Origin of the sequence: Noviherbaspirillum phoenicis (genome assembly GCF_047237965.1) — a bacterium.
Lineage (GTDB): Bacteria > Pseudomonadota > Gammaproteobacteria > Burkholderiales > Burkholderiaceae_D > Noviherbaspirillum_A.
This window is the reverse complement of record NZ_JBDFLX010000001.1, coordinates 284,794-304,738: the sequence shown is the minus strand read 5'-3', so window position 1 is coordinate 304,738 and position 19,945 is coordinate 284,794. Positions and strand designations below refer to the sequence as shown.

The following is a 19,945-nucleotide window of genomic DNA, read 5'->3' as shown; positions in this document are numbered from 1 at the left end:
CCAAGCTCTTCAAGAGCCCGCGCCCGGCCAAAAGCCATCTTCAGATAACCCAGTCGTGCCAGACCGGCGTGACGCTGGACGGCAGCGGCGGCAGCGCGCCGAGGTCCACGCGGGACTCGCCTGGGCCGTGAAAGTCCGAGCCGCGCGAGGCCAGGAAGCCGTAGCGCTGCGCGACCCTGGCATATTCGTCGTACTGGTCGGGCGTGTGGCTGCCGGTAATGACCTCGATGGCGGTGCCGCCCAGGTCCCTGAACTCGGAGAACAGCGCATCGTAGGCCATAGCGTCGAAATTGTAGCGGCCGGGATGGGCGATCACGGCGGTGCCGCCGGCCGCCCTGATCCATTCGACCGACTGCTGCAGCGTGGCCCAGCGATGCGGCACGTAACCGGGCTTGCCTTCGATCAGGTAATTGCGAAACACGGACGGCACGTCGCGGCAGACGCCGCGGTCGATGAGGTAGCGCGCGAAATGGGTGCGGGAAATCAGGTCCGGGTTGCCGGCATACGCCAGCGCACCCTCGTAGGCATCGGGTATGCCGGCCGCCGCCAGCTGATCGGCCATTTCGCGGGCGCGCAGCTCGCGGCCCGAGCGGGTGCGGGCCAGGCCGGCCAGCAGCACCGGGTTGCGCTCATCGACATGCAGGCCGACGATATGCACCGTCTGGCCGGCCCAGGTGATGGAGATTTCCACGCCGGGCACGAAAGACAGGCCCAGCGACGCGGCGGCGGCGCGCGCTTCGGCGATGCCGCCGACCTCGTCGTGGTCCGTCAGGGCCCAGACATCGACGCCGCGCGCCTTGGCGCGCGCCGCCAGCGATGCGGGCGCGAGCACGCCGTCGGACACATTGGAATGACAGTGAAGATCAAAGTTGCGCATGCGGTATCGGGGCCGGGTTCTGCTTGGGAAAACATGATTGTACGCTGGCCGTTCCGCAGGCTCCTAGGCCAAAAAGCCCTCGATGATGTCGGCCAGGATCTCGGGCTGGTCATGATGCAGCATGTGGCCGGCGTTTTCTATCATGCGGGACGTCACCTTCGGTATGGTGGCGATGCGACGGTCGATTTCAAGCCTGGCCTCTTCCCGCGCGCCCATCCAGCGCCACAGGTCGGTATCGCTGGCTTCCATGTACAGCGTGGGCGCCTCGATGCGCGCCCAGCAGGCCATGGTCTCGTCGCGCTGATACAGCAGCGGGCTGATTCCCTTGTGGGCCGGGTCGCCCAGGATTTCCCAGACGCCGGGCGCGGTTTCGCGCGCCCAGTGGCCCGACAGGAAGGCGGCGCGCTCGTCGGACAGCCGCGGATTGGTTTTCTGCAGCCGCGCCGCCACTTCGGCCTGGGAGCCGTAGGAGCGCATCGCCGGCGGCGTGCGCAGTTCATTGAGCCACTTCTCGATGCGACGCGGCGCCTGTTCCGGGCGGCTGGCCGGCATACCCACGCCTTCCAGGTTGATCAGCCGCGCAATGCGCTGCGGCCGCACGCCGGCATATGTCGTCACCACGTTGCCGCCCATGCTGTGGCCGAGCAGGTTGATCGCTTCGTTGGGCGCATAGTGGTCGAGTATCGCGTCGAGGTCGCCCAGGTAATCGTTGAACCAGTAGGTGTCGGAATGGGCCGACTCGGTCAGGCCGAAGCCGCGCCAGTCGGGCGCGATCACATGCCAGTCCTTTTTCAGGCAGTCGACCATGAACTGGAACGAGGCGGACACGTCCATCCAGCCGTGCACCATGAAAAGCTTGGGTGCGCCGGCGTCGCCCCAGTGCCTAATGTGGTAGCGCAGGCGGCGGATGGTCAGGAATTCGGAGCGGGATGGTTTCATGGTGATCCGGTGTCTGGTAACTGGTGAGGAAAGAGGCGCCAAGCGATAATACGGGCGCTATTCGGCCACTTTGCCGAAAAGCAGCTTAAAAAGAACGATCGTTCGATAATTATAATGGAGACAGCATGATATCCGCCAGCAACAACGCTGCGCCCGCGACTGACGACTACGACGCGCTGTATCAGGGCTTTTACTGGCATGTGCCGCCCGACTTCAACATTGCGCAGCTGTGCTGCATCCGCTGGGCAAACGATCCGCAGCGCATCGCCATCCATTACGAGGACGATGCCGGCAATGCCGCGAGCCTCACCTATGCCGACCTGCACCGCGACGCCAAACTACTGGCGCAGGTTATGCGCCGGCATGGCGTGACCCGCGGCGACCGGGTCGCCATCGTGCTGCCGCAGAGGCCGGAAACCGCCGTGGCGCATATTGCCTGCCACCTGATCGGCGCGGTCGCGATGCCGCTGTCCATCCTGTTCGGCCCGGAAGCGCTGGCTTACCGGCTGCAGGACAGCGCCGCGGCGATGGCGATTGTCGACCAGGCCGCGATTGCGGCGTTGAACGAGGTGCGCCGCGACTGCCCGGCGCTCAGGCGGCTGCTCGGCATACAGTGCGACGGCGAACTCGACTGGGCATCGGAACTGGCGGCCTCCGACGGCAACCTGGATGCGGTGGAGACCGCCGCGCACGATCCGGCCATCCTGATCTACACCAGCGGCACCACCGGCGCGCCCAAGGGCGCCCTGCTGCCGCAGTCGGCCCTGCTGGGCAACCTGACCGGCTTCGTCGCCTCGCAGAACTGGTTTCCGCAGCAGGGCGACGTGTTCTGGTCGCCGGCCGACTGGGCCTGGACCGGCGGCCTGATGGACGCCCTGCTGCCATCGCTGTATTTCGGCATGCCCATCGTCGGTTACCGCGGCCGCTTCTCTGCGGAAACGGCCTTCCGCCTGATGGAGAAGTACGGCGTCACCAACACCTTCCTGTTCCCCACCGCGCTGAAGATGATGATGAAGGCGATCCCGGCGCCGCGCGAACATTACCGGCTGCGGCTGCGCGCGATCATGAGCGCCGGCGAAGCGGTTGGCGACGCGGTCTTCCACTGGGTGCAGGATGCGCTGGGCGTGACCGTCAATGAAATGTTCGGCCAGACCGAGATGAACTACATCGTGGGCAATAGCGCCGGTCGCTGGCCAGCGCGGCCGGGCAGCATGGGCCGGCCCTACCCCGGCCACCAGGTGGCGGTGATCGACGACGACGGCAATCCGGTGGCGCCCGGCGCGGTGGGCGAGGTGGCGCTGCACCGCACTGACATCCACGGCCATCCCGACCCGGTGTTCTTCCTGGGCTACTGGAATAATCCGCAGGCGACCGCGGCCAAGTACAGCGGCGACTGGTGCCGCACCGGCGATCTGGCCAGCAGCGATGCCGATGGTTATCTGTGGTATCAGGGCCGGGCGGACGACATGTTCAAGGCCGCCGGCTACCGCATCGGTCCATCGGAGATCGAGAACTGCCTGGTCAAGCATCCGGCGGTGGGGAATGCGGCGGTGGTGCCCAGGCCGGACCCGGAGCGCGGCAATATCGTCAAGGCCTTCATCGTGCTGGCCGAGAATGCCGGCATTGCCGATGAGGCCGCCCGCCAGCGCCTCGTGGCGGAACTGCAGGAACATGTGCGGGGCAAGCTTGCGCCTTATGAATACCCGAAGGAAATCGAGTTTCTCGATGCGCTGCCCATGACCACCACCGGCAAGGTGCAGCGCAGGATACTGCGCGAGCGGGAAGCGCAGCAGGCGACGCCGGCCGGCTGACGTTCCGTTCCCTGGAACCAGCCGGCGCGGCGGGAATCATTTCTTCTCGCCGTTCTTGGCCTGGGCCTGTTCGGCTTCCCTGCGTATGTTTTCGCCCGCCTTTTCCATGCCGGCGCCGGCCTTCTCGGCCAGCTTGTTGATGCCTTCGGTGGCCTTGACCGCGGCCTGGTCGATCTTCTGGCCTACCTGCTCGGCCGGCCCTTCGGTGCGCGCCGTATCGTTGCGCTGGCAGCCTGCCAGCGCGGCCAGCAGCATGCCCAGCGCGATCGCCGAGGTAACTGGTGTCTTCATGTTGAACTCCCGATGATGGTCCGTTGATTTGTGATTCCAGTGTAGCGTTGCCGCCGCAGCCCGCAATCCGCTATCAGCAGCCCAATTGCGCAAGCTCCAATTCGGAAAATCCGGCGGCGCGGCGCGCTTCCATGTTGAACGGCCCGCGCAGCGGCGGCGCCTTGTAGCGGCCAGCCAGCTCGGCGTAGGTCGCCACCGGCTCCAGCCCGCGCGCGCGGCACAGATGGCCGTACCAGCGGTTGCCGATGGCCACATGGCCGATTTCGTCGCGCAGGATGATGTCGAGGATGGCGGCCGCTTCCAGGTCGCCGGCCTGGGCCAGCTTGGCCCGCACCGGCGGCGACGCATCCAGCCCGCGGGCTTCGAGCGTGCGCGGCACCAGCGCCATGCGGGCCAGCACATCGCCGGCGGTTTTTTCGGCCATGTCCCACAGGCTGTTGTGGGCGCTGAAGTCGCCATAGGCATGGCCCTGCGTGGCCAGGTGCGCCGCCAGCAGCGAGAAGTGATACGCCTCCTCGGCCGCCACCTGCAGCCAGTCGGCGTAGTAATCGGCCGGCATGCCGGCATAGCGCCAGAGAGCGTCCAGCGCCAGGTTGATCGCATTGAACTCGATATGCGCCAGCGCATGCAGCAGCGCCGCCCTGCCCTCCACCGTGCGCATCGAGCGCCGCTGCACGGAGAGCGGCGGCACCAGTTCCGGTCGCGCCGGCCGGCCCGGCACGCCCGCCGGCGCGGCCAGTTCAAGCTCAGGCGCAAGGCGGACGGCGCCCTGCAGCCAGCGCTGGCGCAATGCGGTGACGCCTGCCGCCTTGCTGGCCGGATCGGCTTCCAGCAGCCAGTGCAGGGCGGCGGCGCGCAATTCATCGTTGATGGCTTGTTCGGTGGTCGGTGAATTCATGGAGGCGGCGTTAAAATACGGCTCGTCAAAAACCTTCCATTCTACGAAAAATCCATGGCCATCTACCAACTGGGCGACCTCGTCCCCGACGTTCATCCGACCGCTTACGTTGCGGAAACCGCGACCGTGATCGGGCGCGTCAAGCTCGAAGCGCATACCAGCGTCTGGTCCAACGTCACGATCCGCGGCGACAACGACCAGATCACCATCGGCGAGAACAGCAACATCCAGGAATCGGCGGTGCTGCATACCGATCCCGGCTTTCTGCTGACGCTGGGACGCGGCGTGACCGTCGGCCACCAGGCGATGCTGCATGGCTGCACCGTCGGCGACAACACGCTGATCGGGATTCAGGCGGTGGTCTTGAATAACGCGAAGATAGGCCGCAATTGCCTGGTTGGCGCCGGTGCGCTGGTCACGGAAAACAAGGAGTTTCCGGACAATGCGCTCATCATCGGTTCGCCTGCCAAAGTGGCGCGGATACTTTCGGACGAGGAAGTCGCCGGCCTTCAACGCCCCAGCGCCGGTTATGTACAGCGGGCGCAGGACTTCAAGACTAGCCTGAAGCGAATCGATTGATGACAGATACCCTGCAGAAATTCATGTTTGAAGACACGCCGGTGCGCGGCGAGCTGGTAGAACTCTCCGACACCTGGCGCGAGATCCTTTCCCGGCGCGACTATCCGCGCCCGGTGCGCGCGCTGCTGGGCGAGATGCTGGCGGCGGCGGCGCTGCTGTCGGCCAACCTGAAGTTCAATGGCGCGCTGGTGATGCAGATCCACGGCGACGGCCCGCTGCATCTGCTGGTGGTGGAATGCGATGCCGAGCTGAAGATGCGCGCCACTGCCAAGCTGGCGCCGGATGCGGTGGTGGCGGACGACATCACGCTGACCGAGCTGGTCAACCGCAACGGCAACGGCCGCTTCGCCATCACGCTCGACCCCAAGGACAAGTTGCCCGGCCAGCAGCCCTACCAGGGCATCGTGCCGCTGGACGGCGGCTCGGTGGCGGTGATCATCGAGAACTACATGATGCGTTCCGAGCAGCTCGACACCAGGATGTGGCTGGCGGCCGACGACCAAGTCTCGCGCGGCCTGCTGCTGCAGAAGCTGCCGACCCAGGGCGGCGTGGGCGCGCCTTCCTCCGACGATGCGCTGGAAGCCTGGGATCGCACGGTGATGCTGGCCTCGACGCTGCGTCCGGACGAACTGCTGAGCACCGATATCCAGACGGTGATGCGGCGCCTGTTCTGGGAAGAGACGATACGGGTGTTCGACCCGCTGAGCCCGGCCTTTCATTGCACCTGCAACCGGGAACGGGTGGGCAACATGCTGAAGATGCTGGGCCAGGAGGAAGTCGAGGCCGCGATCGCCGAGGTCGGCCATCTGGCCATCGACTGCGACTTCTGCGGCCAGCATTACGACTTCGACAAGGTGGACTGCGCGCAGCTGTTTGCGGCGGATACCACGCTGGATGCGTTGCAGACGCCGGGGCCGAGCAGGCATTGAGGGGCCGTTGCGGTTGCGGTGCAGTTGCGGTTGCAGTTGGCGTTGCCGTTGCGGTTGCCGTTGCCTCTGAAGTTGCAGTTGCCGTTGCTTTTAAGTCCCGTTGAGCGCGCCGTGACGTCGGTGCGTGGAGCGGGAAAAGGTGCGGCGTCTGTCTGAGTCAAGCGCAGCTTGGCGAGTTTAGCCGCGCCCCGCTCCATGCACCGACGGCACGGGGACCCTCGCGCAGCGAGGGCGCGATCACCGGGTCGCCTTTTTTTGCCTACTTTTTTTGGCGAAGCAAAAAAAGTAGGTCGCCCGCCGGGGCGAACTCCCGGCCTAGTCATGACGATAGTGAGGTCGTGCTGTTTCACCCGCCGTAAAGACGTCACTGCGAAGCAGCAGTTGCTTTTGACGTTAAGCCATGTTCAACCAACACGTCAAAGACAACACCGACAGTGCTGCCCGGGCGTTGCCGGGTGACGCAAGACGGGTGCACTGCCGTGGAGACAAGCCGGGAGTCCGCCCCGGCGGCCGGGTTACTTTTTTGCTTCGCCAAAAAAGTAACCAAAAAAGGCGACCCGATGATCGCGCCCCGCTGCGCGGGGTGCCCGTGCCAGCGGTACCCGGAGCGGGGCGCGGCTAAACTCGCCAAGCTAAAGCTTGGCTCAGACAGACGCCGCACCTTTTCCCGCTCCGGGCACCGCTGACACGGCGCGCTCAACGGGACTTCACTGCCACTTCAAAAGCAACGGCAACGGCAACGGCAACTTCAAAAGCAACGGCAACTTAAGAGGCAACGACCAATTCAAAAACAACGGCAACTTAAGAGGCAACGACCAATTCAAAAACAACGGCGGCTGTCGCTGCGCGAAACGCAACCGCAACCGCAACCGCAACTGTTTCGGAACTTGCATTCTTGCTTGCCTCCCCGACGCATTCACCTTCAGGTATGAACCTGAAAGGCGATGACGACCTTTCAGTTCCAGTGCCCCAATCTGCATCGACCATAAAAAAAGCGCCATTGCATGGCGCTTTTTTTATTGCTGCTTCTTGCGCGGCGGCGGCTTCTTCACCGGCTTGACCGGCGCGGCCACTTCCTGCAGCGGCGGACTGGTGTTCGGGTCAAGAATCTGCACGAAGATCTCGTTTTCCTTGATCATGCCAAGCTCATAACGCGCCCGCTCCTCGATCGCGCCGGTGCCTTCCTTCAGGTCCTGTACTTCCGAAGCAAGCTTGCCATTGCGTGCCCGCAGTTCGTCGTTCTTTCTCTGCGCGGCGAACACTTGCTGGTCCAGGTCCCAAACCCTGAGCCATCCGCCCTTGCCCAACCAAAGCGGAAACTGAACCAGGATGAGCAAGGCCGCAAGACTAAACAGAATCAGACGCATGGACGCACTTCGCAAGTATCAGCCGGCGGCACGCACCGCCGGCGGGGGCGGGTTACTTCAGGTTGTAAAACGCTTCGCGGCCTGGGTAGGTGGCGATGTCGCCCAGGTCTTCCTCGATGCGCAGCAGCTGGTTGTACTTGGCCATGCGGTCCGAACGGGACATCGAGCCGGTCTTGATCTGCAGCGCGTTGGTGCCGACGGCGATGTCGGCAATGGTCGAGTCCTCGGTCTCGCCGGAACGGTGCGAGATCACCGCGGTGTAGCCGGCGCGCTTGGCCATTTCGATCGCGGCGAAGGTCTCGGTCAGGGTGCCGATCTGGTTGATCTTGATCAGGATCGAGTTGGCAATGTCCTTCTGGATGCCTTCACGCAGGATCTTGGTGTTGGTGACGAACAGGTCGTCGCCCACCAGCTGGATCCGCTTGCCAAGGGTCCTGGTCAGCGTGGCCCAGCCTTCCCAGTCGTTCTCGGCCATGCCGTCCTCGATCGAGATGATCGGGTACTTGTCGCACCAGGTCGCCAGCAGGTTGGTGAAGTCCGACGACGACAGCGCCAGGCCTTCGCCGTCCAGGCGGTACTTGCCATCCTTGTAGAACTCGGAAGCGGCGCAGTCCAGGCCCAGCGCGATCTGGGTGCCCGGCTCGTAGCCGGCCTGCTCGATGGCCTGCAGGATCAGCTTGATCGCCGCCTCATGGTTGGCCACCGACGGCGCGAAGCCGCCTTCGTCGCCGACCGCGGTCGTCAGCTTGTTCTCGTGCAGGATCTTCTTCAGGGTGTGGAACACCTCGGCGCCGTAGCGGATCGCTTCGCGGAAGCTGGGCGCGCCGACCGGGATGATCATGAATTCCTGCAGGTCCAGGTTGTTGTCGGCATGGGCGCCGCCATTGATCACGTTCATCATCGGCACCGGCATCTGCATCGCACCCGAACCGCCGAAGTAGCGGTACAGCGGAAGGCCGGCTTCCTCGGCGGCCGCCTTGGCCACGGCCATCGACACGGCCAGGGTGGCGTTGGCGCCCAGGCGGGCCTTGTTCTCGGTGCCGTCGAGGTCGATCAGGGTGCGGTCCAGGAAGGCCTGCTCATTGGCGTCCAGGCCCATGATGGCTTCGGAGATCTCGGTGTTGATGTTCTCGCAGGCCTTCAACACACCCTTGCCGAAGTAGCGGCTCTTGTCGCCGTCGCGCAGCTCGATGGCTTCCCGCGAACCGGTCGATGCGCCCGACGGCACGGCGGCGCGGCCCATCACGCCGGATTCCAGCAGCACATCGCATTCAACGGTCGGGTTGCCACGGGAATCGATTACTTCGCGGCCGATAATGTCAACAATAGCGCTCATTCAAGTCTCTCCAATGTGTACGAAAAAGGTGCGGGCCGCCGTGCCGGGCCCGTTGTTCTTTGGCTGCCTGACGCCTTAAGCGAAGCCGTTTTCCAGGAAACCGCCGCGCTTGACCACGCGGTCCAGGTCCTGCAGGGTCGCCAGCAATTCCTTCATGCGTCCCAGGGGCACCGCGTTGGGGCCGTCGGACTTGGCTTCGGCCGGGTTCGGATGGGTTTCCATGAACAGGCCGGCGATGCCGACCGCCACCGCGGCGCGCGCCAGCACCGGCACGAATTCGCGCTGGCCGCCGGAAGACGTGCCCTGCCCGCCCGGCAGCTGCACCGAATGGGTGGCGTCGAACACCACCGGGCAGTTGGTCTCGCGCATGATCGCCAGCGAGCGCATGTCCGACACCAGGTTGTTGTAGCCGAAGGACACGCCGCGCTCGCAGGCCATGAAATTGTCTTCGTTCAAGCCGGCTTCGCGGGCCGCATCGCGCGCCTTGTCGATGACGTTCTTCATGTCATGCGGCGCCAGGAACTGGCCCTTCTTGATGTTGACCGGCTTGCCGGAACGGCCGCAGGCCTGGATGAAGTCGGTCTGGCGGCACAGGAAGGCCGGCGTCTGCAGCACGTCGACCACAGAGGCAACGGGCGCGATTTCCTCGATCGCGTGGATGTCGGTCAGCACCGGCACGCCCAGCGTCTTCTTCACGTCCGCCAGGATGTCCAGGCCCTGCTCCATGCCCAGCCCGCGAAACGAGGTGCCGGACGAACGGTTGGCCTTGTCGAAGGACGACTTGTAGATGAAGGGGATGCCCAGCGCGGCCGTGATTTCCTTCAACTGGCCGGCGGTGTCATGCGCCATCTGGCGCGATTCGATCACGCAGGGGCCGGCGATCAGGAAAAACGGCTGCTCCAGGCCAACATCGAATCCGCACAGCTTCATGCTGCTTTCCTTTCAGACAGCGCCTGCTTGTGCGCCAGCGCGGCCTTGATGAACGAGATGAACAGCGGATGGCCGTCGCGCGGCGTGGACTTGAACTCCGGGTGATATTGCACGCCCATGTACCACGGGTGGGCATTCTCGCCGCTGCGCGGCAGTTCCATGATCTCGCACAGCGACTCGGTCGGCGTGCGCGCCGCCACGATCAGGCCGGCTTCTTCCACTCGGCCCAGGTAATGGTTGTTGGCTTCATAGCGATGACGATGGCGCTCGGTCACCACGGCGCCATAGATCTCGGCGGCCAGCGTGCCCGGCTTGACCTCGCAGGTCTGCGCGCCCAGGCGCATGGTGCCTCCGAGGTCGGAATTGATGTCGCGCTTCTCGACCTTGCCGTCGTGGTTCTGCCATTCATTGATCAGCGCCACCACCGGATGCTCGGTGCTGTCGTCGAACTCGGTCGAATTGGCATGCACGAGGCCGGCCTTGTTGCGCGCATATTCGATCAGCGCGACCTGCATGCCCAGGCAGATGCCCAGATACGGGATCTTGTTTTCGCGGGCGAAGCGGGCGGCGGCGATCTTGCCTTCCACGCCGCGCTTGCCGAAGCCGCCCGGCACCAGGATGGCGTCGAACTTCTGCAGCTGGCCGGTGCCATGCTGCTCGATCTCTTCCGAATCCACGTACTCGATATTGACCCGGCTCTCGGTATGGATGCCGGCATGGCGCAGCGCCTCGGTCAGCGACTTGTAGGACTCGGTCAGGTCGACGTACTTGCCGACCATGCCGATGGTGACGTCGGCCTTCGGGTTTTCCAGCGCATGCACCAGGCGGGTCCACATCGACAGATCGGCCGGCTTGGGCGACAGCGCCAGGCATTCGCAGACGATCGCGTCCAGGCCCTGGTCATGCAGCATCTGCGGGATCTTGTAGATGGTGTCGGCGTCCCATACCGAGATCACGCCGGCTTCCTGCACATTGGAAAACAGGGAGATCTTGGCGCGCTCGTCGTCCGGAATGCGGCGGTCGGCGCGGCACAGCAGCGCGTCCGGCGAAATGCCGATCTCGCGCAGCTTCTGCACGCTGTGCTGGGTCGGCTTGGTTTTCAGTTCGCCGGCCGAAGCAAGGTAAGGCACCAGCGTCAGGTGGACGAAGGCGGTGGAATTGCGGCCGGCGCGCAGCGCCAGCTGGCGTGCCGCTTCCAGGAAGGGCAGCGATTCGATGTCGCCGACCGTGCCGCCGATCTCGACGATGGCCACGTCATGCCCTTCGGCGCCGCGGTGAATGTATTCCTGGATTTCGTTGGTGATGTGCGGAATCACCTGCACCGTCTTGCCGAGGTACTCGCCGCGGCGTTCCTTGCGGATGACCGACTCGTAGATCTGGCCGGTGGTGAAATTGTTCACCTTCTTCATCTTCGGCGTGATGAAGCGCTCGTAGTGGCCGAGGTCGAGGTCGGTTTCGGCGCCGTCATCGGTGACGAACACTTCGCCGTGCTGGAACGGGCTCATGGTGCCGGGATCGACGTTGATGTACGGATCCAGCTTCAGGAGGGTGACTTTGAGGCCGCGGGATTCGAGGATCGCAGCCAGGGAGGCGGCGGCGATTCCCTTGCCCAGGGAAGACACGACGCCGCCAGTGACGAATACAAACTTGGTCATTACAGATGGTGCCGAACGGCACGTGCGGGAAATGGAAATTATACCGCAAACCCTTTTGGTTCCAGCCGTCGCAGGCAGGGTCATTGATTCCGCTAAAGCCGGAATGTTGCAGGCGCGCAATTCAGGCGTGCAGCAGCGCCTGCACCATCTGGTGCACCGCGCCGGCGGCGGCCGCCGGATGTTCCATCGGGAAAAGGTGGCCGCCGGGTATCCTGCGGAAATGCCGGCCGACCAGGCGCCGGGTGGCGCGCAGCCCGGCCTGGCGGCACTCCACCGAGTCGGCGCCGCCGATGAAGCCCACCGGCACCGGGAAATTGCCCTTGAGCAGCGAACCGAGGTGATGCGGCAGACTCCGGTAGACCGCGGTTTCCGCTTCGCGGGTGAAGCGCAGCGTCAGGCCCTCGTCGGCCGCCACGGTGCCGTGTTCGACGTAGTCGCGCAGCACGGCGGGCGGCCAGGCGGCAAACAGCGGCTTGGCGGCGTAGTGCTGGTAAGCCGCTTCGCGGTCGGGAAACCGGTTGCGGCGCTTTTCGGAAAACCGCGCCGGCGACAGCTTGCGGTCCAGACCCACCGCCTTGGCGATGCGCAGCAGCAAGGCGCGCCAGCCGGCCACGACCGGCGCATCCAGCAGCACCACCGCCCGCACCAGATCGGGCCGGGCGCGCGCCGCCATCAGGCTCAGCATGCCGCCCATCGAATGCCCGACCAGGATGGCCGGATGGCGCGGGTCGAGCGCATCCACCAGTTCCTCCACCAGCGCCGCCCAGCCGTTCTCGATCGGATAGTCGGGATTGTGGGCATGCAGCGGCAAGGCGGAAATCGTGTAGTGCGCCTTCAGGTGGCTGAAAAACACACGGTAGGTATCGGCTGGGAAACTGTTGGCGTGGACGAACTGGATCAGCTGCTGGGTCATGGACTGCTGCGGCGAGGCGTTGATGTCGGAGAGGGCATTCTACGGGAATGCCGGGCCACGCCTTTGCGCGAGGGCGGAAAGCGATATCAGGCGAAGTTTTTACTCACGACTCTTCCGACCAGATCATTGATCGGTTTGGCGACCGGTTCGGGTTCGATGTCGGTCGGCACGGCATTGCTCCCACCGCCCGTGATCGCATCAAGCATATCGTCGGAAAGCTCGGCATCCGTTCCGGCCTGCGGGTCGCTTGCGCTGGCTTGTCCATTCTGGTTCTGGCTATGCTTCATGGCATGCTCCCTGGCATCGATCGGTTCTCGTCGCAAATATCGTTCTGACGACAAGTTCTTTAATCGCACATTTGCGCGACATTTCTTTCGTGATCAAATTCGATGCCGGTATCCATGAAACGGTGAATCGATGACCGAATAAATCAAGCCCGGCGCGGTTTCGGCCCGGGCATGCGGGTAATACCTGCCCGGGACGCAGCCTGCGTCCGTTGGAAAACCAGCCCGGCACTCATCCCTGCCGCGGCCTGGCCTTTCCCAATATGACCAGCGCCAGGCCACCCAGAATCGCCACGGCCGAATACAGCAGACGCCAGGAAAGCGGTTCCGACAGCAGCAGCACGCCGCCCAGCGTGGCCAGCACCGGCACGCACAGCTGCACGCTGGCAGCCGTCGTCGCATTCAGGCCGCGCAAGGCCTGGTACCAGATCACATAACCCAGGCCGGAAGCCAGCGCGCCCGAAGCGAGCGCATAGGCGATGCCGGCGCTTCCGATGCGCGACCACGGCAGCCAGGCCAGCCCGAGCGCCAGCGCCATGGGCGCCGCCCGCAGGAAATTGCCGGCGGTGGCATTGGCCGGATCGCCGGCGCCCTTGGCCCGCAGGGAATACACGCCCCAGGCGACGCCGGCAATGGCCATCAGCAGCGCATGCGGCAAGGACGGCGCCGCGAGACCGGGCAACAGCAAGGCTGTCAGGCCGGCCGCCGCGATCGCCAGCCCGGCCACCTGCCGCGCCGTCATTCTTTCGCCGGCATACAGGCCGTAGCCAATCATGGTTGCCTGCACCGCGCCGAACAGCACCAGGGCGCCGGTCGCGGCGGACAGCCCGAGGTAGGCAGTGGAAAAGCCGGCGGCATAGACGAACAGCGCCCAGGCCGAACGCCAGTTGCCGGCGGCGAGCGGCCGCGCGCCGCGCGCGCGGATGACCAGCGCCAGCACCAGCGCGCCCGAACCGATGCGCAAGGCGGTGAAGCTGGCTGCATCGATATGCCCGTCCTTCAGAGCCAGCCGGCACAGCAGGGAGTTGGCGGCGAAGGCCAGCATGGCGAGGATGGTCAGGCAGGCGGTGCGCATCGTCATTGTTTTTCTTTCGTATGGTTCAAAGCTTGCGGAACGTATCCGCCGGCATGACATTGCACCTGACAGGGAAAGCTGGTGATGCCTCAAAAGAAAGCCAGCCTTCCCCTCCCACCACCTCGTTCCAGCAGGCGATGATCCATGCGGAAGCCAGCGCTGATGACGCCATTAGCCCAGCCGGCGAGTCATCCCGCCCGGAAAGAATTGATGAATACCGGATTATGTTTGAGCGATCAACGCACGAAAGCTAGGTCACCAAATATTCGTTCATCGAATGATTGTGACAAAAATATAAACCGCTTGCTGAGGATCCGGATTGTGAGCGATGAACCCAAAAACAGTCGGCCGGCACTGGCAAAGCAGATTTCGGCAGCATTGACACTGGCAGTGCCGCCTCCGAAAGTTCCAGCGACAATCAGACCTTATCGGAAAGCAGTCTTGATGCAGTGGCCGGCGGCGCTGATTGCGAGAATCCCAGCCACCGCAATTTGCCCGACTACCACGGCCACGAGGGCGATGCGCTTAGCGCAACAAATTCCACGAATACCATCATCATGTCTAACGACCGGACTCGGGGCCAGTAGGCGATAAACGAATTGAGCCCTGACTGGAGAGGCCGGAGATGGCAGGCGTCTCCAGGTTTATTTCCCCACCTCCGCGAACATCGGGTGCAGCCGCTGACATGCGCAACGCCGGGGCGATACCGCCTGGAATGTCCTTGCTGCGCTTCTTCCGCTACCTGCCAAACCAGTAGCGCTTTTGCGTCAGCCTGCGGGTTTCGACGCCGACGGCTGCCGGCACTTCGCCACCCCCGCTGGCGGCGAAGTCCAGCATCACGGCGCCATCCAGATCCGAACGCAGCCGCCTGATGCCGCGCGCCGCATAGCGCTGCTCCACCTCCGCCTTCGGATGCCGGTAGCGATTGCGGTACCCGACCTGGAATACCGCGATCTGCGGCGCCACCGCATCCAGAAAATCCGACGTGGACGAGGTGCCGCTGCCGTGGTGCGGCGCCAGCAGCACGGTCGATGGCAAACGCTGCGGCATGCCCGACAGCAGCAGCGATTCCTGCGGCGCCTCGATGTCGCCGGCCAGCAGCATCGAGACGCCGCCGGCGCTGACCTTTAACGTGCAGCTGCGGCCATTGGGCTTCTGGCCGGGAATGTCGTAGATGGAGGGCGTCGGATGCAGCATCTCGAAACGCACGCCGTCCCAGGTCCAGTTCTGCCCGGCCAGGCAGCGGCTGTGGCGGCTGGCCTGGTTGATGATCTCGTGGTCCGGTTCGAGCGAGGAGCCGACCCAGCCGACGTCGATTTCGTCCAGCACCGACAAGGCGCCGCCGGCATGGTCGATGTCGCTGTGGGAGACCAGCATCGCATCCAGCCGGCTGATGCCGCGATAGCGCAAGTACGGCAGGATCACGCGGCTGCCGCCATCCGAATCGGGCGTATAGGCCGGCCCGGTGTCATACAGCAGGCGATGGCTTGCGGTTTCCACCAGCAGCGCATTGCCCTGCCCCACATCGAAGGCCGTCACGCGAAACCCATGCTCCGGCGCATCGGACGCATTCAGCAGCAGCGGCAGCCACAGCAGCAGGCCCAGCCAACGTGCCGGCCAGCCGCGTGGCGCGAGCAGCCACAGCATGCCGGCCAGGCCCAGCGCAAACATCCACCATTGCGGTATCGGCGCTGTCCACACCGCCAGCGCGAAGCCGCTAAGCCATTCCAGCAGCAGCGCCAGCTGCGCCACCAGCCAGTGCGCCGCCAGAAGCAGCCAGGCCGACAGCGGCGCCGGCGCGACGCTGCCGGCCAGCGCTAGCGGCGTGACCGCGAAGCTCACCAGCGGAATGGCAATCGCATTGGCCAGCGGACTGACCAGCGAGATCTGGCCGAACAGCAGCAGCGTCAATGGCACCAGGCCGACCGTCACCGCATACTGGGTGCGTGCGGCGTCGGACAGCGCCTGCATGCGCGATGCCGCGCCATCCTGGCACGCCGGGCGCGCGCGTCCGACCGAGACATACAGGATCACCGCCACCGCGCTGAACGACAGCCAGAAACCGGGCCACAGCACCGCCCACGGGTCCAGCAGCAGCACCACCGCCAGCGCGGTGCACAGCACATGCGACACGCTGGCGATGCGCCCGGTCCACAGCGCCATGCCGAGCACGGCAATCATGTAGAGCGTGCGCTGGGCCGGCACGCCGAAGCCCGCCAGCAGCACATAGACCAGCGCCGCCGCCGTGCCGGCCAGCGCGGCCACCTTCTGCGCCGGCAGCAGGAGCGGCAATTGGGCGCGGGTGTGGAAGGAGCGTCGCCACAAGGCCTGCACCAGCGCCGCGAACAGGCCGGCGACCATGGTGATATGCAGGCCCGAGATCGACACCAGGTGGCCAATGCCGGTGCGGGTGAAGACCTTCCAGTCGTCCTGGCCTATGTCACGCTGGTCGCCAATGACCAGCGCAATGATCACGCCCGCATAGCGCTGCCCGGCCAGCACCTTCGCCATCCGCTCGCGCAGCCAGCCGCGGCAACGTTCGACCATGGCCGTCGGGCTGAAGACAAAGGCGGCTAGCCTGCGATTGCCGCTGTCAGGACCCAGCCCGCGTACGCTGCCGGTGGCGCGCAGGCCCTGCTCCAGCAGCCAGACCTCGTAGTCGAATCCGCCCGGGTTGGCATTGCCATGCGGCCGCTTCAGTTTCACCGACAGCTGCCAGCGCTCTCCCGGACGCAGGACCGGCGGCGACAGTTTCGCGCGCGGATCGTCATACCAGGACAGCGCGATCCGCGACGGCAGCGTCAGCGCGCCGCCCCCGGCACTTGCCGCCTGCTCGACCGCGAAGTGAAAGCGCAGGCCGCGCTCGAAGCGATATGGCAGGTTGGCGATTACGCCGGTCACCGTGATTTCCTGTCCTTCCAGCGCGACGGGCAGTTCCTCGGCAAGGTAGTGCGTGGCCAGCAGCGCGGCCCACAAAAAACCGGCGATGGCGCCGCTTGCGGTGCGGGCCAGCACGCGCGTCGAAGCGCGCCGCATGCGGCAGGCCAGCACGGCCGCCAGCAACAGGGCAGCAAGCAGCAAAACGGTTTGCATGACGCCGGGCAGCGCGGGCCGGGTCTGCAGCAGGCCGACGCCGGATGCGAATCCGAGCAGCAGGCTGCGCACGGCGATTAGGCGGGTAGCTGCAGCCGCGGCAGCGCGGCATGCGCGTTCGCGGTGGTGAGGGAGGCGATCTCGTCGACCGGCATGCTTCGCAGCTCGGCCAGCACCGCGCCGATGCGCGGCAGTTGTTCGGGAGTGTTGCGCTGCGGGTGCAGCCATACCGGAGAAATGTCCGGCGCATCGGTTTCCAGCACCAGCGCCGGGGCCGGCACCGTGGAGGCCAGCCGGCGTATCTGCAGCGCGCGCGGAAAGGTCATTGCGCCGCCAAAGCCGAGCTTGAATCCGAGTGCGATAAAGGTTTCCGCCTGCTGAAAGCTGCCGTTGAAGGCATGGGCGATGCCGCCCGGCAGGCTGATGCGGCGCAGGTATTTCAGGATGATGTCCTGCGAGCGGCGCACATGGAGCAGCACCGGCAGGCCGACGTCGCGCGCCAGCTTGAGCTGCTCCTGATAAAAGTATTCCTGCTTCTGCCGCATCGCCGGCTCGCACAGATTGGGCAGGAAGAAGTCCAGGCCGATCTCGCCGATCGCCACCAGGTTCGGATCGTCCATCGCGCCCAGCACGGTCTGTCGCAGCAGGTCGAGGTCTTCCTCGCCGGCGCCCGGCACGCAGATCGGGTGGATGCCCAGCGCATAGCGGCAATTCGGCTGGCGGGCAGACAGGTCGCGCACCAGGCCGAAGTTGTGCCGGTCCACTGCCGGGATCACGATCTGGCCGACGCCCTGTTCCCCGGCCTGCCGCGCAATCGCATCGGAGGCGCCGCCGAATTCGCCGGCGTCAAGGTGGCAGTGGGTGTCTATCCACATCGCGGTTTGTCCTCAGTCCACGTAGGGTTCCAAGCCATTGTCGGAAAGCCGCAGCACCCGGTCGCAATGGCGCGCCAGCTCGATGTCATGCGTGACGATCACGAAGGACGTGCCCAGCGTGCGCGACAGCTCCAGCATCAGGTCGAAGGTCTTCTGCGCGGTCTGGCGGTCGAGGTTGCCGGTGGGCTCGTCGGCCAGCACGCAGGCCGGCTGCGTGACCAGCGCCCGCGCCAGCGCCACCCGCTGGCGCTCGCCGCCGGACAGCTCGCCCGGCACATGGGTGATGCGCTTTTCCAGGCCGACGCGGGCCAGGATGGCGGCGGCGATCTCGTGCGCCTGGCTGCGCGGCATGCGACGTATCAGGAGCGGCATGGCCACGTTGTCGAGCGCCGAAAACTCGGGCAGCAGGTGATGGAACTGGTAGACGAAGCCCAGCGATTCATTGCGCAGCCGGCCGCGGGTCTTTTCATCGAGCGAGGCGAAGTCGCGGCCCTGCAGCTGGACCTTGCCGCTGCTGGGCACGTCCAGCCCGCCCAGCAGGTGCAGCAGCGTGGATTTGCCGGAGCCGGACGCGCCGACGATGGCCACCCGCTCGCCGCGATGCACCTCGAAGCTGATGCCCGACAGCACGTCCACCGAATACTTGCCCTGGGTATAGGTCTTGCCCAGGCCCTGGCAGGCCAGCACCGCCTGGCCGGCCGGCGGCTGGCTTGCCGCCTTCTGCTCTGCTTTTTGCTGATTCATTACGCTATTCATGGTTGTCATTTCCGGATCATTCATAGCGCAGCGCCTCTGCCGGGCGCACCCGCGCCGCCCGCCAGCTCGGATACAGCGTCGCCACGAAGGCCAAGACCACCGCCACCAGGCCGATGGTCCAGACATCCGGCCAGCGCAGGTCGGACGGCAAGGCGCTGATCAGGTAGATGTCGCGCGGCAGGAACTGCACGCCCAGCAGGTGCTCGATGAAGGGCACGATCACATCCACGTTCAGCGCCACCAGCACGCCGCCGCCCACGCCCAGCGCGGTGCCGATCAGCCCCACCAGCGCGCCCTGGATCATGAAGATCTTCATGATCGAGCCCGGCGAGGAGCCCAGCGTGCGCAGGATCGCGATGTCGGCCTGCTTGTCGGTCACCGTCATCACCAGGGTCGACACCAGGTTGAAGGCGGCCACCGCGATGATCAGGGTCAGGATGATGAACATCATGCGCTTTTCGGTCTGCACCGCGGCGAACCAGTTGCGGTTCTGCTGCGACCAGTCGCGGATCAGCACGTCGCCGGACAGGATGCGCGACAGGTCCTGCGCCACCTGCGGCGCCTGCTGCATGTCGGCGATGCGCAAGCGCAGGCCGGACGGGGCCGACAGGCGGAACATCTTTTCCGCGTCTTCCAGATGCATGAAGGCCAGCGAGGAATCGAACTCGAAATGGCCGGCCTCGAAAATGCCGACCACGGTGAACTGCTTCAGGCGCGGTATCACGCCGGCCGGCGTGACCTGGCCCTGCGGCGCGATCAGCGTGACCCGGTCGCCGACCCGCGCCTGCATGCTGCGCGCCAGTTCCAGCCCCAGCACGATATTGAATTCGCCCGGCCGCAGGTCATTGAAGCTGCCCTGCTTCACCTGCGCCGCCACATCCGACACCTTGGGCTCTTCCTGCGGCAGCACGCCGCGCACCACCACGCCGCGCACGGTGTCGTCGCGGGTCATCATCGCCTGTCCGGCGACATAGGGCGCCGCGCCCTTGACCTCGCGGTCCATGAAGGCTTCCTTGGCGGTCTGCTGCCAGTCGGGCAAGGCGCCGGTGGGATCGAACACCTCGATATGGGCCAGCACCGACAACATGCGGTCGCGCACCTCCTTCTGGAAGCCGTTCATCACCGACAGCACCACGATCAGCGCGGCCACGCCCAGCGCGATGCCGGCCATCGAGATCATGGAAATGAAGGAAATGAAACTGTTGCGCGCGCTGCGCTTGCCGGCGCGGGTATAGCGCAGGCCGACCAGCCATTCGAATGGCAAGTTCTTGAGACTCAAATGAAAACTCCTGAAGGCGAAAAGCAGTGGAGCGGTTGGCGACGGGACATGGCCGCGG

20 protein-coding genes are annotated in these 19,945 nt (G+C 65.2%); 5 read left to right on the top strand and 15 right to left on the bottom strand.

Annotation, left to right across the window (positions count from 1 at the left end; translation table 11 throughout):
• Positions 1-40: 40 nt before the first annotated feature.
• On the bottom strand, positions 41-877 hold the full coding sequence (locus tag ABC383_RS01365; RefSeq protein WP_413011273.1) for a 3',5'-nucleoside bisphosphate phosphatase: 837 nt from the start codon (positions 875-877) through the stop codon (positions 41-43).
• Between the two features lie 63 nt (positions 878-940).
• The gene (locus tag ABC383_RS01360; protein WP_413011271.1) at positions 941-1,816 is read right to left on the bottom strand and encodes an alpha/beta fold hydrolase; all 876 of its coding nucleotides are present in this window, start codon (positions 1,814-1,816) and stop codon (positions 941-943) included.
• A 125-nt stretch (positions 1,817-1,941) separates the two neighbouring features.
• Between ABC383_RS01360 and ABC383_RS01355 the strand changes: the two genes are divergently transcribed.
• Positions 1,942-3,627, top strand: a complete 1,686-nt coding sequence (locus tag ABC383_RS01355) for an acetate--CoA ligase (protein WP_413011270.1) — start codon at positions 1,942-1,944, stop codon at positions 3,625-3,627.
• A 36-nt stretch (positions 3,628-3,663) separates the two neighbouring features.
• On the opposite strand, the gene ABC383_RS01350 is transcribed toward ABC383_RS01355, so the two are convergent.
• Together ABC383_RS01350 and ABC383_RS01345 are read right to left on the bottom strand one after the other, a co-directional pair.
• Positions 3,664-3,918, bottom strand: coding sequence for a hypothetical protein (locus ABC383_RS01350; protein ID WP_413011268.1), 255 nt, complete (start codon positions 3,916-3,918; stop codon positions 3,664-3,666).
• Positions 3,919-3,991: 73 nt separating this feature from the next.
• Entirely contained in the window at positions 3,992-4,816 is an 825-nt protein-coding gene (locus tag ABC383_RS01345; RefSeq protein ID WP_413011266.1) for a ferritin-like domain-containing protein, read from the bottom strand.
• 54 nt (positions 4,817-4,870) lie between these two features.
• Between ABC383_RS01345 and ABC383_RS01340 the strand changes: the two genes are divergently transcribed.
• From ABC383_RS01340 to ABC383_RS01330, 3 genes are all read left to right on the top strand, one after another.
• On the top strand, positions 4,871-5,395 hold the full coding sequence (locus ABC383_RS01340) for a gamma carbonic anhydrase family protein (protein ID WP_413011264.1): 525 nt from the start codon (positions 4,871-4,873) through the stop codon (positions 5,393-5,395).
• Positions 5,395-6,324: an Hsp33 family molecular chaperone HslO gene (gene hslO / locus ABC383_RS01335; protein ID WP_413016204.1), complete on the top strand. Its 930-nt coding sequence runs from the start codon at positions 5,395-5,397 to the stop codon at positions 6,322-6,324. The genes ABC383_RS01340 and hslO overlap by 1 nt, the downstream gene beginning before the upstream one ends.
• A 639-nt stretch (positions 6,325-6,963) precedes the next feature.
• On the top strand, positions 6,964-7,272 hold the full coding sequence (locus ABC383_RS01330) for a hypothetical protein (RefSeq protein ID WP_413011262.1): 309 nt from the start codon (positions 6,964-6,966) through the stop codon (positions 7,270-7,272).
• Positions 7,273-7,340: 68 nt separating this feature from the next.
• On the opposite strand, the gene ftsB is transcribed toward ABC383_RS01330, so the two are convergent.
• From ftsB to ABC383_RS01295, 7 genes are all read right to left on the bottom strand, one after another.
• Positions 7,341-7,691: a cell division protein FtsB gene (gene ftsB / locus ABC383_RS01325; protein ID WP_413011260.1), complete on the bottom strand. Its 351-nt coding sequence runs from the start codon at positions 7,689-7,691 to the stop codon at positions 7,341-7,343.
• A 52-nt stretch (positions 7,692-7,743) separates the two neighbouring features.
• On the bottom strand, positions 7,744-9,027 hold the full coding sequence (gene eno, locus ABC383_RS01320; protein WP_413011258.1) for a phosphopyruvate hydratase: 1,284 nt from the start codon (positions 9,025-9,027) through the stop codon (positions 7,744-7,746).
• Positions 9,028-9,102: 75 nt separating this feature from the next.
• Positions 9,103-9,957, bottom strand: coding sequence for a 3-deoxy-8-phosphooctulonate synthase (kdsA, locus tag ABC383_RS01315; RefSeq protein ID WP_413011256.1), 855 nt, complete (start codon positions 9,955-9,957; stop codon positions 9,103-9,105).
• The gene (gene pyrG / locus ABC383_RS01310) at positions 9,954-11,612 is read right to left on the bottom strand and encodes a CTP synthase (RefSeq protein WP_413011254.1); all 1,659 of its coding nucleotides are present in this window, start codon (positions 11,610-11,612) and stop codon (positions 9,954-9,956) included. The genes kdsA and pyrG overlap by 4 nt, the downstream gene beginning before the upstream one ends.
• A gap of 121 nt (positions 11,613-11,733) precedes the next feature.
• On the bottom strand, positions 11,734-12,525 hold the full coding sequence (locus ABC383_RS01305) for an alpha/beta fold hydrolase (RefSeq protein WP_413011252.1): 792 nt from the start codon (positions 12,523-12,525) through the stop codon (positions 11,734-11,736).
• A gap of 86 nt (positions 12,526-12,611) precedes the next feature.
• Complete coding sequence (locus tag ABC383_RS01300; RefSeq protein ID WP_413011251.1) at positions 12,612-12,812, bottom strand: hypothetical protein; 201 nt, start codon at positions 12,810-12,812, stop codon at positions 12,612-12,614.
• A 229-nt stretch (positions 12,813-13,041) separates the two neighbouring features.
• Positions 13,042-13,890 (bottom strand): DMT family transporter, encoded by an 849-nt coding sequence (locus ABC383_RS01295; protein WP_413011249.1) that lies wholly within the window; start codon positions 13,888-13,890, stop codon positions 13,042-13,044.
• A 47-nt stretch (positions 13,891-13,937) separates the two neighbouring features.
• Between ABC383_RS01295 and ABC383_RS01290 the strand changes: the two genes are divergently transcribed.
• The gene (locus tag ABC383_RS01290; protein ID WP_413011247.1) at positions 13,938-14,138 is read left to right on the top strand and encodes a hypothetical protein; all 201 of its coding nucleotides are present in this window, start codon (positions 13,938-13,940) and stop codon (positions 14,136-14,138) included.
• A 484-nt stretch (positions 14,139-14,622) separates the two neighbouring features.
• Here the strand turns inward: ABC383_RS01290 and ABC383_RS01285 are convergent, their stop codons facing one another.
• Genes ABC383_RS01285 through ABC383_RS01270 form a run of 4 tightly spaced genes read right to left on the bottom strand, consistent with a single transcriptional unit; the run spans position 14,623 to position 19,887 of the window.
• A complete protein-coding gene (locus tag ABC383_RS01285) occupies positions 14,623-17,049 on the bottom strand; it encodes a DNA internalization-related competence protein ComEC/Rec2 (protein ID WP_413011245.1) in 2,427 nt (808 codons plus the stop codon).
• A 5-nt stretch (positions 17,050-17,054) separates the two neighbouring features.
• Positions 17,055-17,852, bottom strand: coding sequence for a TatD family hydrolase (locus ABC383_RS01280; RefSeq protein WP_413011244.1), 798 nt, complete (start codon positions 17,850-17,852; stop codon positions 17,055-17,057).
• Positions 17,853-17,864: 12 nt separating this feature from the next.
• Positions 17,865-18,596 (bottom strand): lipoprotein-releasing ABC transporter ATP-binding protein LolD, encoded by a 732-nt coding sequence (gene lolD, locus ABC383_RS01275; RefSeq protein WP_413011242.1) that lies wholly within the window; start codon positions 18,594-18,596, stop codon positions 17,865-17,867.
• Positions 18,597-18,624: 28 nt separating this feature from the next.
• Positions 18,625-19,887, bottom strand: coding sequence for a lipoprotein-releasing ABC transporter permease subunit (locus ABC383_RS01270; protein WP_413011240.1), 1,263 nt, complete (start codon positions 19,885-19,887; stop codon positions 18,625-18,627).
• Positions 19,888-19,945 lie beyond the last annotated feature (58 nt).